The 14,453-nt window shown below is 41.8% G+C and carries 14 protein-coding genes; 9 read left to right on the forward strand and 5 right to left on the reverse strand.

The window, feature by feature from the left end; genetic code table 11:
* Positions 1-37: 37 nt before the first annotated feature.
* Both modF and modE read right to left on the reverse strand, forming a co-directional pair.
* Complete coding sequence (gene modF, locus M0M83_RS05795; RefSeq protein ID WP_248467824.1) at positions 38-1,507, reverse strand: molybdate ABC transporter ATP-binding protein ModF; 1,470 nt, start codon at positions 1,505-1,507, stop codon at positions 38-40.
* Positions 1,508-1,645: 138 nt separating this feature from the next.
* Complete coding sequence (gene modE / locus M0M83_RS05800; protein WP_213913438.1) at positions 1,646-2,434, reverse strand: molybdenum-dependent transcriptional regulator; 789 nt, start codon at positions 2,432-2,434, stop codon at positions 1,646-1,648.
* A gap of 218 nt (positions 2,435-2,652) precedes the next feature.
* Here modE and M0M83_RS05805 point away from each other — a divergent pair, with 218 nt between their 5' ends.
* The gene (locus M0M83_RS05805) at positions 2,653-2,805 is read left to right on the forward strand and encodes an AcrZ family multidrug efflux pump-associated protein (RefSeq protein ID WP_004909125.1); all 153 of its coding nucleotides are present in this window, start codon (positions 2,653-2,655) and stop codon (positions 2,803-2,805) included.
* Between the two features lie 82 nt (positions 2,806-2,887).
* On the opposite strand, the gene M0M83_RS05810 is transcribed toward M0M83_RS05805, so the two are convergent.
* Positions 2,888-3,922, reverse strand: a complete 1,035-nt coding sequence (locus tag M0M83_RS05810; protein WP_248467825.1) for an ElaD/SseL family deubiquitinase — start codon at positions 3,920-3,922, stop codon at positions 2,888-2,890.
* Between the two features lie 274 nt (positions 3,923-4,196).
* On the opposite strand from M0M83_RS05810, the gene modA reads away from it, so the two are divergent.
* From modA to modC, 3 genes are read left to right on the forward strand one after another with little or no spacing between them, the layout of a single operon-like run.
* Complete coding sequence (modA, locus tag M0M83_RS05815; RefSeq protein ID WP_423811130.1) at positions 4,197-4,973, forward strand: molybdate ABC transporter substrate-binding protein; 777 nt, start codon at positions 4,197-4,199, stop codon at positions 4,971-4,973.
* 25 nt (positions 4,974-4,998) lie between these two features.
* Complete coding sequence (gene modB / locus M0M83_RS05820; RefSeq protein WP_004256724.1) at positions 4,999-5,688, forward strand: molybdate ABC transporter permease subunit; 690 nt, start codon at positions 4,999-5,001, stop codon at positions 5,686-5,688.
* Position 5,689: 1 nt separating this feature from the next.
* Positions 5,690-6,757, forward strand: a complete 1,068-nt coding sequence (modC, locus tag M0M83_RS05825) for a molybdenum ABC transporter ATP-binding protein ModC (RefSeq protein ID WP_248467826.1) — start codon at positions 5,690-5,692, stop codon at positions 6,755-6,757.
* Positions 6,758-6,889: 132 nt separating this feature from the next.
* On the opposite strand, the gene M0M83_RS05830 is transcribed toward modC, so the two are convergent.
* Positions 6,890-7,708 (reverse strand): pyridoxal phosphatase, encoded by an 819-nt coding sequence (locus M0M83_RS05830; protein ID WP_125893412.1) that lies wholly within the window; start codon positions 7,706-7,708, stop codon positions 6,890-6,892.
* A 300-nt stretch (positions 7,709-8,008) separates the two neighbouring features.
* Here M0M83_RS05830 and pgl point away from each other — a divergent pair, with 300 nt between their 5' ends.
* The gene (gene pgl, locus M0M83_RS05835; protein ID WP_248467827.1) at positions 8,009-8,989 is read left to right on the forward strand and encodes a 6-phosphogluconolactonase; all 981 of its coding nucleotides are present in this window, start codon (positions 8,009-8,011) and stop codon (positions 8,987-8,989) included.
* 180 nt (positions 8,990-9,169) lie between these two features.
* Here the strand turns inward: pgl and bioA are convergent, their stop codons facing one another.
* On the reverse strand, positions 9,170-10,438 hold the full coding sequence (bioA, locus tag M0M83_RS05840; protein ID WP_248467828.1) for an adenosylmethionine--8-amino-7-oxononanoate transaminase: 1,269 nt from the start codon (positions 10,436-10,438) through the stop codon (positions 9,170-9,172).
* Between the two features lie 93 nt (positions 10,439-10,531).
* Between bioA and bioB the strand changes: the two genes are divergently transcribed.
* The 4 genes from bioB to bioD are packed head-to-tail and all read left to right on the forward strand — an operon-like array spanning position 10,532 to position 14,159.
* Positions 10,532-11,569 (forward strand): biotin synthase BioB, encoded by a 1,038-nt coding sequence (bioB, locus tag M0M83_RS05845; protein ID WP_248467829.1) that lies wholly within the window; start codon positions 10,532-10,534, stop codon positions 11,567-11,569.
* Complete coding sequence (bioF, locus tag M0M83_RS05850; protein ID WP_248467830.1) at positions 11,569-12,726, forward strand: 8-amino-7-oxononanoate synthase; 1,158 nt, start codon at positions 11,569-11,571, stop codon at positions 12,724-12,726. The genes bioB and bioF overlap by 1 nt, the downstream gene beginning before the upstream one ends.
* Entirely contained in the window at positions 12,704-13,489 is a 786-nt protein-coding gene (bioC, locus tag M0M83_RS05855; RefSeq protein ID WP_248467831.1) for a malonyl-ACP O-methyltransferase BioC, read from the forward strand. Before bioF ends, bioC begins: the two co-directional genes overlap by 23 nt.
* Positions 13,482-14,159, forward strand: coding sequence for a dethiobiotin synthase (gene bioD, locus M0M83_RS05860; RefSeq protein ID WP_248467832.1), 678 nt, complete (start codon positions 13,482-13,484; stop codon positions 14,157-14,159). The genes bioC and bioD overlap by 8 nt, the downstream gene beginning before the upstream one ends.
* Positions 14,160-14,453: the final 294 nt, after the last annotated feature.

The following is a 14,453-nucleotide window of genomic DNA, read 5'->3' on the forward strand; positions in this document are numbered from 1 at the left end:
ATAGTTTTATCGTATCTATTGGCAAATAAGTTAAAAATTAAAGTTCTTCAATATCGTAACGGTATGTCCCATTGTCAGGGACAAAAGTGAGCCGATGTGTAATACAAGCAGGAGCGTCTTCTTGATGATGGCTGACAAACAAGAGCTGTGTGTTACCTTGGCTTAGCATGACATCAATAAACCGCAGAACTAACAACCTATTAAGGCCATCGAGCCCTTGCAATGGCTCATCTAAAATTAGCATGGCAGGGTGTTTAACCAGAGCTCTGGCTATTAGAACTAAGCGCTGTTGCCCCCACGAAAGACTGTGGAAAGGGTTCTGAGCTATTTGCGTTGAAAAACCTAACAAAGCTAACCATTCATACGCTAATTGGATTTGGCGGTCGGAAGGGGTTTGGTACAAGCCAATAGAATCATGAAAACCGGAAATAATCACATTGAGTACGCTGGTTGCGACACGGTATTCTTGGTGAATGCTATTGCTGACGTAACCAATATGACGCTTGATATCCCATATGGTTTCTCCTGTTCCACGACGGTGACCAAATAAGGTTAAGTCATTACTATAACCTTGAGGGTGATCCCCTGTGATCAGGCTCAGTAACGTTGATTTTCCAGCCCCATTTTCACCGATAATTTGCCAGTGTTCGTTTGGGTTTACCTGCCAATTTAACCCGTGCAATATCGGTTTGTCATTGTAGCTAACAGTTCCATTTTTCAAAATAATACGAGGTGTCGTGTCATCCAGTTTTTCGTCTGTGGTGGGGTCCTCTGTTTCAGGGATGGAAAGCCGCTTAATTTTCTCGCTGTGTTGTAATTGCGTTATTAGCGTGTTAGCGAGTACTGACTCTCTATCTCCTGCCATGGTTAACTTGCAGTCAGCGACGACACCGATGTTTTCAATAAAGTCTGGGAGCTCATCGAAGCGGTTTAGAACTAATATTAAAGTTAAGCCTTTTTCAGACAAACTGGATAGCAGCTCGCTAAGATGGCCTCTGGAATAGACATCTAGACCATCAAATGGCTCATCGAGGATCAGTAGGTCAGGGTTGCCCATTAATGTTTGGCATAATAGTACCTTGCGTGTTTCTCCTGTGGATAGGTATTTAAACCGACGAGACAACAAGTCACTGATACCGAAGCGAGCGGCAAGCTCGAGGCAATATTCATTGTCTTTATGGTTAAATTGGATGATTTCAGCGGCGGTATACCCTGTGTCATCTTCATCATCACTGAGCAGATCAGTGTTATTGCGCTGCCACTCTTCATTGATGATTTTTTGTAATTGTTCAAATGATAGACGAACCGGAGAGGTGAATGTATTTTTTACTACGCCAGAAAGTGGTGGGAGCTCATTGGAAAGTACCCGAGCAAGTGAAGATTTACCGCTGCCATTAGCACCAATAAAAGCCCAACTTTCCCCTTTTTCGATGTTAAGTTGTTGAATGTCTAAAGTTTGTATTTCACTGAGCTTAAAGTTGCCATGTTGTATTGTTATTGTGCCCATCAAGCTTCCTTATCATGATTATTTACCGAGTCATCTATCACAAATAATCAGGATTGAAGCTAAAGTCAACAACAGAACGATATGATAAGGAAAAAAGGTGAATGCTTACTTACTTTTATTGTAAGTAAGCAAGGCAAACTAACAAAGTGTGGCAACAATTACTTGGTCCGCATTGAATAATGCGGTAACGCTATTATTCACTTTCAACGATTGATTATCAATTTCACTGTTTGGCATGGTTGAACATAATGTTTCACCACCTGTGAGTGTCACAATCACTTCACTGTTCTCATCACCCCGCTCTAAGGTGGTAATTTTCCCTTCAAGATGGTTATCAAAGCCTGTTGGGTTAGGCTGTTTAGTAATTTTGACCCAAGGTGCTTTAATTAATGCGAGCACTTCTTTACCTTCCGTTAACCCTAAACGGTTAGCACTCTGCTCTGTTAGTGCGGCATTAATCACCGTACTGTTATCTGACAAGCGAATTTGCACATGTTGCTGAACTTGCATGTGGTCGCGTGCAATTAAAGTCCCAAAAAACTGGTTGCGGGCACTAGTTTGCAGTGAAAAACGCGAAATAGCTGCTAATAAGCTGTCTAAAGGGAGATTATCTTCTTTGAGTACATCAAAGGCTTTTTGCTGAATTTGTGCTAGTAGATCATATAGTTGAAGTAATCGCTCACCATAGTGAGTGAGTGTTGTACCGCCACCGCCTTTACCCCCAGTTGCACGGTCAACAAGGATATCATCAGTAAGCTGATTCATTTCATTGATGGCATCCCAAGCACTTTTATAGCTGATCCCTGCAAGTTTGGCACCTTGGCTGATTGACCCTGTCGCTTTAATTTGTTTTAGTAGCGCGATACGGCGAGGATCAGCAAATAAACTGCCCTGTAGTTTCAATGTGAGTAAAATTTCGGCCTGCATAAATTCCTCCCTTCCGGTGTGGCTGGTGATGACAGACGTAAAAAGCACGTTTAGTATGTCGTTAGTATAATATTTTGTCTAAAATAGTCTCCATTATAACGTAATTGTGCGTTATTATTTTGATTTGATTTATACTCAATATATTGAGAGTCAAGTTTTCCCTCGTCAGCGTATCTTGTAGGCTGGTGGGTACAGTATCACTGAAGAGGTTTTTTCCTATGTTTGAACTAATTAAAAGTTTGGGTTTTGCCCTGATGATGGTTCCTGTCGTGATGTTTTTGATCATGGGCTTGATTTATGGTCTTGGTGCGTTCTTTAACTTACTGTCTAAAGCGCACGTACCTCATCATCACAATACTGAGAATAAGTAACGTTTAGCGAATACTATTCGAATTAATTATAGACCCCTTGATGGTAAATGCTGTCAGGGGGTTTTTCATATAGCAGTGGGCATTATAATGATAGATATTTGCTATCATGGTAATTTGAATATAGCTGTCTGCGGTTTTGAATATTAAACTCTTTTTGTTCAGCCATCGTCTTTTTTATAAAATTTTCTTGAAATTCTTTTAATGTATCATAAGGATCTTGCTGATTATTTTCAGTGAGTTGCTTAATAGCTTCAACAACAAATAATCCACATCCGTTAGGGACTTGTTGTTGGATATTCCCTTCAATATAGGTTATATCTTTTTCTATGATACCTGCCTTTTCTGCGGCTTTTGCTATTTCATTAGTAATTTCAAGGCTGACATTTTGGTATGAATTAAAGACGACACATTTCATATCTTGCTTATGTTCTGGCTGATAGAACACAGCTAAGATCCAATGATTATCATTGATATTGATAGGAAATAACTCACATTTATCTAATGTTTTGTTATTTAAAATTTTTTGTTCAATTACATCGGCTAATAAATTGTAGCCATTTTGCATAAGTCCTATTGAGCAATTGATGGTCATGTTTGATGGCAACGTTGGGTTATTTTTATTGCTTGCATCAATCTCATCACTTGTTGTCATCCTGTTATTATCCCAAAGAGTGGATCCCTTGGGTTCATTTTTCATCAATAGTTTTGTTAAACTAATTTTATCAATAACTTTTTCTATTGCAGATCCGACAATATAGAGGAGTTTAGAAGGGGTCGTTAGTTTCGAGTCTGTTAGGTGTTTTTTGATTTTTGTATTAAGGTGTAATTGATATAATTTTTTGCTCGTTTCTTGTATTTCTTTATCTATACCTTTCTTTGCGGGTAGCTTTCCACTAAATAAATCAAACAGAATATTTTCTGCTTTTCTTCCTTCGCTGTCGTGCCGTAGAGCGATATTGTGTAGTAAATCAATGCTCTCTAAGTTCCCATTACCCGCTGATTCTGCTAAAGAATCTAAGGTTTCAGGCGCTATTTTTTTATCAAACAACCCATTAAATTGTTCGACTGTTAACTCGGCCATAAGATGAGTAGTTAGTTTTGCTGGAAACATCACCATATCATTACCTTTGCTATGTGGTTTATAAAAATGGAATGAAATACTGAAATGTGCACAATTTGTGCCGATAAAGTTACAAAGGATATAAATTGTTCTCTATATAAAAACGATTTTATGGGTAGGGAATTTTTCATCATTCGTGAGATTTTAGAGATAAGATACAACAAAATTGCATCATTTCTTGCGCCAGCACACTTTTATCACGAGTTTGACTTTAAGTTATCGCTGTGTCCTGTTATATATAACGTGTCGATAAATACTAGGGTAGATAAAAATGAAAAAAGGTTTGGTATCACTTCTTGCTGGCGCAACATTGACGTTAGCGATGGCTAGCAATAGCTTTGCAGCTGATAAAATTACGGTTTTTGCAGCGGCTTCTTTGACAAATGCATTGAACGAAATTTCAGAGCAGTATAAGAAAGACACAAAAGTTGACGTTGTTGCTTCTTATGCGTCTTCTTCAACATTAGCGCGTCAAATTGAGCAAGGTGCACCCGCTAACTTGTTCATTTCTGCTGATCAGCAATGGATGGATTACGCTATCGATAAAAAGTTGATGGTGGAAGATACGCGCTATACATTATTAGGTAATGAGTTGGTGCTAATCGCACCGAAAGATGCAAAAATCGATAAAGTTGAAATTAATAAACAAACGGACTGGAAAAAACTGTTAGACGGTGGCCGTTTAGCTGTTGGTGACCCTGACCACGTTCCAGTTGGTATCTATGCAAAAGAGGCATTAAGCAACTTAGGTGCATGGGAAACGGTTAATCCACTATTAGCACGTACAAATAACGTGCGTAGCGGTATGGCATTAGTTGAACGTCAAGAAGCCCCTTTAGGGATTGTTTATGGTTCTGATGCCGTAGCAAGCCAAAAAGTCAAAGTGGTCGGTGTATTCCCTGCGGATACTCATAAACCTGTTGAATACCCAATGGCAATTGTTAAAGATCAAGATAACCAAGCAACGCGTGATTATTATGAATACTTAAAAACTCCAGCGGCTTCAGAAGTATTCAAACGCTACGGTTTTGAACCTCGTACTCAATAAACGTTAAGAGAGCATTTTTTTGCAGATGTTAAGTCCTTATGAATGGGAAGCGATTTACCTAAGCCTAAAAGTATCCAGTGTGGCAGTCATTTTTAGTTTGCCATTAGGTATTTTAGTAGCATGGGTGCTAGTTCGCTGTAATTTTCCTGGAAAAACACTGCTCGATAGTATTATCCATCTACCACTGGTGCTGCCGCCAGTGGTCGTGGGTTATTTACTGTTGATCAGTATGGGTAAACGCGGTTTTATCGGTGAGTGGTTATATAACTGGTTTGGCTTTAGTTTTACTTTTAGTTGGCGTGGTGCTGCACTTGCATCTGCGGTGGTTGCATTTCCACTGATGGTGCGTGCTATCCGTCTAGCGCTTGAGGCTGTTGACCAAAAATTAGAACTAGCCGCGAGGACACTAGGCGCAACACCGCTACGTGTCTTTTTTACGATCACTATTCCGCTTTCTCTTCCCGGTATTATTGTCGGAACGGTATTAGCATTTGCACGCTCACTGGGTGAATTTGGTGCAACAATCACGTTTGTATCGAATATACCTGGTGAAACACAAACCATCCCATTAGCGATGTACACCTTAATTGAAACGCCGGGAGCTGAGGTAGACGCGGCACGCTTATGTGTGATCGCAATTATTTTAGCCTTGATTTCATTATTGATTTCAGAGTGGCTCACCCGTTGGGGTAAAAAGCGTTTGGGGGTGGCTTAGCATGTTAGAACTCGATTTTTCTCAAAAACTAGGGGACTTACAGCTTGAAGTCACAACACAATTGCCAACGGAAAGTATTACCGCGGTTTTTGGGCTTTCAGGTGCAGGTAAAACCTCGCTTATCAATGTGATAGGTGGGTTAACAAAACCCAATACAGGGCGCGTTGTTTTAAATGGTCGCACATTGGTGGATATCGAAAAAGGCATTTGTTTACCGCCTGAGCAGCGCCATATCGGCTATGTATTTCAAGATGCACGGTTATTTCCTCATTATCGAGTGAAAAACAATTTGCGTTATGGCATGTCCCCCGTAATGAAAGACCGCTTTGATGATATTGTGGGCTTACTGGGTATAGAAAAACTGCTCAATCGTTATCCCATCACACTATCTGGCGGTGAAAAACAGCGTGTCGCTATTGGGCGAGCGCTATTGACAGCCCCTGAGATTTTGCTGATGGATGAGCCGTTAGCCTCTTTAGATTTACCTCGAAAACGCGAATTATTGCCCTACCTAGAGAAACTGTCCCAAGACGTTAAAATCCCCATTTTGTATGTCAGTCATAGCTTGGATGAGATTTTACGTCTGGCTGACAAAGTCATTGTGATGGCGCAAGGAAAAGTTAAAGCGTTTGGCGCCTTGGAAGAGGTTTGGGCAAGTAGTGCATTGCGCCCTTGGTTACAGCAAGAAACACTGAGCAGTGTGGTCAGTGCAACCGTACATAGTCAGCACCCTGATTATGAGATGACCGCCGTGACTGTTGGTCATCAAAAACTGTGGATCCCTAGAGTTGACGCACGACAAGGCACTAACGTTCGGATACGTATTGATGCATCGGATGTATCTTTGGTACTCGAAAAACCACAAGTGAGCAGCATTCGCAATATTTTAGCCGCAGAAGTGGTTGAATGGATTGAAGATGCTGAACAAGTGGATGTGAAACTCGATTTAGGCGAAGAACATTATTTATGGGCGCGGATCACTCGCTGGGCAAGGGATGAGCTTTCTATTCGCAAAGGACGTAAAGTCTACGCGCAGGTGAAGGCGGTGTCGCTTTCTCGCCACCTCTAAATCCCCGTTATAGCTCATGCTACCGCGTTGTTGGCTACATTCAGCTGTAGTATAAACTACCTCGAGGGTTAAAATTTTATCAAAACAAAAAGGAAAGCTGAGCTTTCCTTGAATTGATAATTAATGAGTAGATTACAGAACGTATTTGCGGATAACTTCAGCAATACCCGGCTCTGTGTTGATGCGAGTGACTAATTTAGCCTGCTGTTTGATTTCATCCACGGCATTGCCCATTGCGACACCGAGACCAGCGGTGGTTAGCATGCTTAAATCATTGAAATTATCTCCAAAAGCGACAACATCATTCATTGTCATCCCTTGAGATTCAACCCATTCCTTTAAGCGTTGGCCTTTGCTATTGCCTTTGCGGCCGACATCCACTTGATCTGCCCAAGACCATTCACAATCTAAACCAAAGTCATTTTCAATTTCGCTAACGACCTGATGGAGCTGATCAATATTCGGTGAGCTAACGGCAAATTTCCAAATAAAATCATAATCATGCATCACATTTGCATAGTCTTCTACGAACTCGATAGTAGGACGCTGTGCAGCAGGTAATGATTCCGCCCAATTAAGTGTACGCTGGATTCCCTCTGTTTTTGCGTTGTATAACATAGCGTTATCAACATACATTAAATGCTGAATATCCGTTCCACGCAGCTTGTCGATCATTTGCGTGACGGAATCGAGGGTCATAGGGTCTGATTTTAGAACTTTTTTACCTAAATAGTCGTATAGGTAGGTTCCGTTACAGCAAATGGCGGGGGTATCAAGATCTAAAGTTTGATAAAACGGGTGAATCGCAACATGATGGCGGCCAGTGACGATGATCACTTTAACGCCTTGGCGACGTGCTTCTTGTAAGGCGGCTAAAGATTCTGGCAGAATTTTCTTTTGGTGATCAAGCAGTGTTCCATCAAGATCGAGCGCAATAACGCGGTATGACATAAACGGCTCCACGTGATTTAGTAATGACCTATCTGCCTAAAGAGGCAGAGATAGGCAGAGGATGAATTTTTAATAGTAACGAGAAATTATTGCTATAAAAATAGTCAACTTGATATGATTTATCATCATAACGTTAACTGAACCGTTTTAGTATCATTATTATTTTTTCTTGATACGATATATAACAGCCGCAATGGCGCTATTTACCCAACGTAATTTACCTCATATAGAGTATAGTGCAGTCAATATAGTGGACGATAGATACGGTTTTGTATTTTTATCATGAATTAAGGAGTCAGGATGAATCAGGTTGTTTATATTGCGAGTCCCGAAAGTCAGCAAATTCACGTGTGGTCGATGAATGAGGTAGGGGAGCTTACTCTTCTGCAAACGGTAAATACACCAGGCCAAGTGCAGCCTATGGTACTGAGCCATGATAAAAAACACCTTTATATTGGTGTACGCCCAAATTTCCGTGTTGTAACCTATGAGATTGAAAAAAAAGGGTTACTACGTTTAAAAGCGGAGACATCAATTCCTGGTACACCGGTTCATTTATCCCTTGATAATACTGGCAAATATCTATTTGTTCCTTCATACCATCAACATAACTTATCAGTGTTAACCATTAATGAAGAAGGCGTTCCAGATCGCGTTGTTCAGGTGATTGAAGGCTTACGTAATCCACATTCTTCCCATGTTGATGTGGATAATCAACAGCTTTGGGTTCCTTGCTTGGGCGAAGACCATATCCGTTTATTCAATTTACATGAAAATGGTTATTTAACTGAAGCCACCGCAGATCAGATTACCACGGCTGCGCAATCGGGTCCTCGTCACTTAGCCTTCCATCCAACTGAAAAAGTTATTTATTGTGTGAATGAGCTAGATTCAACGGTAGGCGTGTATCGTAAATTTACTCGCTATCGTAACATGCAAACTTTGGCAAATTACCCATTAGGTAACGAAAGCCAGCGCTGGGCTGCCGATATCCATATTACGCCAGATGGCCGCCATTTATATGTTAGTGAGCGCTCAGAAAGCTACCTTAGCCACTATCTGGTTTCTGATGACGGTTGCGAGCTAACATTAGAAGCACGCTACCCAACAGAGACGCACCCAAGGGGCTTTAATATTGATGCAACAGGGCGTTTCTTAATTTCCAGTGGGCAAAAATCAGACCATATTTCAGTCTCTGAAATTGACCCAATTACGGGGAAATTGCGTTTGTTAGCACGTTATGGGGTAGGGAAAGGTCCTATGTGGATCACTATCCTTTAATCTTCGTCATACTTCGAGCTATAGCGGTGTTGGCTTCACTCGGCTACTTGGGTCACATACTTGTGTATGCTCCCCAAGATATCCTCGATTGCCGCCTTGCTATAACTCGAATTATTTAGAAGATTCTCTAGTTAAAAATTCAGTAAAAAATCGACTTAGATTAAGATTGAATTTATTGCGTTATCTCAACACGTTTGCCATTGTATTTGTCACTTTACTGAGTTGCTCGGGGGTGATGATATACGGTGGCATCACATAAATCAGTTTGCCGAATGGGCGAACCCAAACGCCATTTTCTACAAATACTTTTTGTAAAGCCGCTGTGTTGACAGGCTGCTTCATTTCAACCACGCCAATGGCACCCAAAACGCGCACATCTGCCACGCTTGGGTGGGAGATTAAAGGCATCAGTTCAGCTTTAAGTTGTTGTTCGATAGTCGCAACGGTTTCCTGCCAAGGGCTATTGAGTAATAAGGTCAAACTGGCATCGGCCACAGCACAGGCAAGAGGATTTCCCATAAAGGTTGGGCCATGCATAAAACAACCCGCTTCCCCATTGCTAATGGTTTCTGCCACATGGCGGGTTGTAATTGTTGCCGAAAGGGTCATATAACCACCGGTTAATGCTTTACCCAAACACATAATGTCGGGTGATATATCAGCATGCTCACAAGCGAATAGTTTCCCTGTACGACCAAAACCAGTCGCAATTTCATCAGCAATCAATAGCAAACCATACTGATCGCACAAATGGCGGACTCCCTTTAAATATTCAGGGTGATAGATACGCATGCCACCAGCCCCTTGAACGATCGGTTCAAGGATGATCGCCGCAATTTCATCGCTATTCTCAGCAAGTTGTATCTCAAGAGGATGCAAATCGGCGCTGTGCCATTCGTCGTAAAAACCACACTGAGACGCTTCCACAAAAATATGCGGAGGTAAATACCCCTTATATAGGCCATGCATTGAATTATCAGGGTCACAAACGGCCATTGCACCGAAAGTATCACCGTGATACCCATGGCGTAATGTGAGGATGCGCTGACGTTTTTCCCCTTTGGCTTGCCAATATTGCAATGCCATTTTCAGAGCAACTTCAACCGCCACAGAGCCGGAATCGGCAAGAAATACACATTCTAGCGGCTCTGGTGTGATAGAAACCAATTGCTTACATAGGTTCACAGCAGGTGGGTGGGTGATCCCACCAAACATCACATGGGACATTTTCGCTAATTGCGTTGTTACCGCTTGGTTTAATACAGGATGATTATAACCATGAATAGCAGCCCACCATGAAGACATACCATCAATTAATTTTTTTCCATCGGCCATGATTAGCTCAGCGCCATGGGCTTCAACTATCGGGTAAGCCGGAATTGGTTGGCTCATCGAGGTATAAGGGTGCCAAATATGTTTGGCATCAAACTGAATATCTACATTATCCATTTGCTATTATCGTCAACTTTTTTAGATCATTTTAGTTGACATGATAGTCGCAATATTTAAACTGGCAACAACTTTTTCAACTGGAGAGTTTCCGTGAGCCAATTAAAACAGTGGACAATAAAACAAGCTAATGAACTGTTTTCAATGCCTTTTTTTGAATTATTATTTCAGGCACAGCAAATTCATCGCCAACATTTCGACCCGCAGCAAGTGCAAGTGAGTACGTTGTTATCGATTAAAACCGGGGCTTGCCCTGAAGATTGCAAATATTGTGCGCAAAGTGCGCGCTATAAAACAGGGCTAGAAACTGAAAAGTTAATGGAAGTTCAGCAAGTTCTGGAATCCGCGAAAAAAGCGAAGCAAGCAGGCTCAACCCGCTTTTGTATGGGGGCTGCGTGGCGGAATCCGAAAGAACGCGATATGCCTTATCTTGAGATGATGGTAAAAGAAGTGAAGTCATTAGGGATGGAAACCTGTATGACATTAGGGATGATTGATAATTCCCAAGCTCAACGCTTAGCAGAAGCAGGATTAGATTATTATAACCATAACCTTGATACCTCTCCAGAATACTACGGCAATATTATTACGACTCGCAGTTATCAAGACCGCTTGAATACACTCGAAAATGTCCGAGATGCAGGGATCAAAGTCTGCTCTGGTGGGATTTTAGGCTTAGGCGAAAAAATCAGTGACCGAGCGGCATTATTAGTGCAATTGGCAAATTTACCAAAGCCACCAGAAAGTGTGCCGATCAACATGTTGATGAAAGTTGAAGGAACCCCAATGGCGGATAACGAAGATGTCGATGCATTTGATTTTATTCGCACGATTGCCGTTGCACGTATCATGATGCCAACGTCATACGTTAGGCTATCGGCAGGTCGTGAATATATGAATGAGCAAACTCAGGCATTGTGCTTTATGGCCGGTGCAAACTCCGTATTCTATGGGTGTAAATTGCTGACGACGCCGAACCCAGATGAAAATAAAGACTTGGCACTATTTAGAAAACTGAATATTAACCCTGAGCGTATTGAAACCGACGAAGGGGATAACCATCACGCCGCTAAGTTAGCTGAAACGCTGTTAACCGCTGATAACCCTCAATTTTATAACGCAGCAGTATAATGAGTTGGCAATCATTTATACAAAACCAGATAGCGCAGCGTAAGCAGGCTTCTATCTGGCGTCAACGGCAGTGTATTGATAGTGCCAATGGTCGTTCGCTTTTTCTAGCTGGAAAAGAATTTCTTAATTTTTCATCCAATGATTATTTGGGATTAGCCCATCATCCTCAAGTGGTTGCCGCGTGGCAACGTGGGGCTGATGAATATGGTGTGGGAAGTGGGGGATCGGGGCATATTACCGGGTTCACCAAAGCACATGATAAATTAGAGCAAGCGCTCGCTGATTGGTTAGGCTACCCGAAAGCCTTATTGTTTATTTCAGGTTTTGCTGCGAACCATGCGGTGATCACGGCATTAATGACGGCAAATGATCGTATTTTGGCTGATAAACTCAGCCACGCATCGATAATGGAGGCCTCGATTCATTCGGGGGCTCAATTAAGGCGCTTTCAGCATAATAACCCTCTATCACTAAATAAGTTAATTCAAAAACCCGTTGTAGGAAAAACGCTTGTCATCACGGAAGGGGTTTTTAGTATGGATGGCGATAGCGCCCCCCTTCAACAATTGCAGGAAATCGCTAGAAATCAGCAAGCTTGGTTGATGGTTGATGATGCTCACGGTGTTGGCGTTACCGGAGAGCAAGGCCGTGGCAGCTGTTTTGCGAGCGGAATTAAACCTGAAATTTTAGTCGTCACCTTTGGCAAAGCATTTGGTTTAAGTGGCGCAGCGGTACTGTGTGATGAGCCTACGGCGGACTTTTTTGTACAATCCGCACGTCATTTAATTTATAGCACGTCAATGCCACCTGCTCAGGCTGTCGCGCTGCTAGCAGCCGTTGAGCAAATTAAACAAGCGGATGAATTGCGCGCTGATCTAAATCAACATATTGAATATTTTAGAGAAAATGCTGAATTCTCAGGAATGAGATTGGCTAATTCAACGACGGCTATTCAGCCACTAATTGTTGGTGAAAACCAAGCGAGCCAACAGTTAGCCAATTTTTTACGCCAAAAAAATATTTGGGTGCAAGCGATCCGACCGCCAACGGTTCCACCAGGGAGTGCTAGGTTACGGATCACATTAAGCGCTGCACACCAACGTCAAGATATCGATCAATTATTGGAGGCTTTACATGACTTTATCGCTCAGTCGTGAAAAGCATAAAATTGCAGCGGCATTTGGCCGCGCAGCTAAGAGTTATGATTCTGTAGCAAGTTATCAACGATCAACAGGAACACAGCTACTTGGCCAACTGACTTCGGTCTTAAACCATTCATCGTCAACAGCGCCATTGGATATTTTAGATGCTGGGTGCGGTACGGGGTATTTTAGTCATAAGCTGAAAGAGAAGGGACATCGTGTCACGGCGTTAGATCTTTCTGCGGGGATGCTCGAAATGGCGCAAACGAAAGCGGTTGCCGATCATTATTTATGTGCGGATATAGAATCCATTCCATTGGATCCACAACTCTTTGACGTGGTTTTTTCCAATTTATCGGTTCAATGGTGCCGAGATCTCAATAAAGCATTAAGTGAATTATATCGAGTGACAAAACCGGGGGGAGTTGTGGTATTTACCACACTTGCAGAGGATTCTCTCGCTGAATTATCCTCAGCTTGGTATTCACTTGACGGATATTCGCATGTGAATACCTTTCTCAGTGCTCAGCAGATACAAAATAGTTGTCAGTCATGGAGAAATGAACTTACTTTACAACAAGATACGCTCTATTTCTCTGGGTTGACAGAATTACTACATTCACTTAAAGGCATTGGTGCGACACATTTAACTACGGGGCGTAAAGCCGGCTTGATGACGCGCCAACGTTTGCAACAACTCGCCTTAGCTTACCCAATAAAAGCGCAAGGCTTACCTTTAACTTATCATACGGTGTTTGGAGTGATTTATCGTGACTAAAGTGTATTTTGTAACCGGAACAGATACTGAAGTCGGAAAAACGGTGGTGAGCTGTGCTTTGTTGCAAGCTGCAGGGAAACAAGGTTGGAAAACAGTGGGTTATAAACCTGTCGCATCAGGAAGTGAACGCACGGCAGAGGGGCTACGTAATAGTGATGCGTTATTATTACAAGCCAATAGCCAGGTTAAATTACCCTATGAGGCGATTAACCCGATCGTATTTGAGGCGCCAACTTCACCGCATATTATCAGTGAAGAATTAAATCAACCTATTGAATTTTCAGTGATAAATAAAGGTTTGGCTTATTTGAAGTCCCAAGCAGATTGGCTATTAGTGGAAGGTGCTGGTGGCTGGTATACCCCGTTATCCAGAGAAAAAACTTATGCAGATTGGGTGATTGAACAGCAGTTACCCGTTATTTTGGTCGTTGGGGTTAAGTTAGGTTGTATAAATCATGCACTGTTAACCATGGAATCTATCAAAGCTTCAGGTTTATCAGTAGTAGGCTGGGTAGCCAATGAAGTTGAACCTGCAGGCGTTTTCCAATCGCAATATTTGTCGACACTTAGTCGAATGATTAAAGCACCTTGTTTAGGCGTGATCCCGCACCAAAAAATACTCAGTGGTCAATTAGGACGCTATTTGGATCTTTCTTTATTAACTATTTGATTATATCAAAATAGACATGTTTTCCCCAAGCAACGTGAATGGCTTGGGGTTGTTCGATTGTTAAAAAAGGATCCGATCTTTTTTAACGTTCTCAACTTAAATACTGTCAAGTTTTTCAGTAAAAATACCACTCAGATCTGAATAAAAAATATAAAATCTGTTTTTCATCGCGGTTACTACGTAAAAATTTTTTCATTAAACTGCCATCTTTTTGTCATTTAGCTTTCATTGAACAAATCTTCAAGATCTCGTGAATCCATGAGCCGAAAGGGCTTCAAGAGTTATCCACCATTT

The sequence above is a fragment of the Providencia rettgeri genome, assembly GCF_023205015.1.
In the GTDB taxonomy this organism is placed as follows: Bacteria; Pseudomonadota; Gammaproteobacteria; order Enterobacterales; family Enterobacteriaceae; genus Providencia; species Providencia rettgeri_E.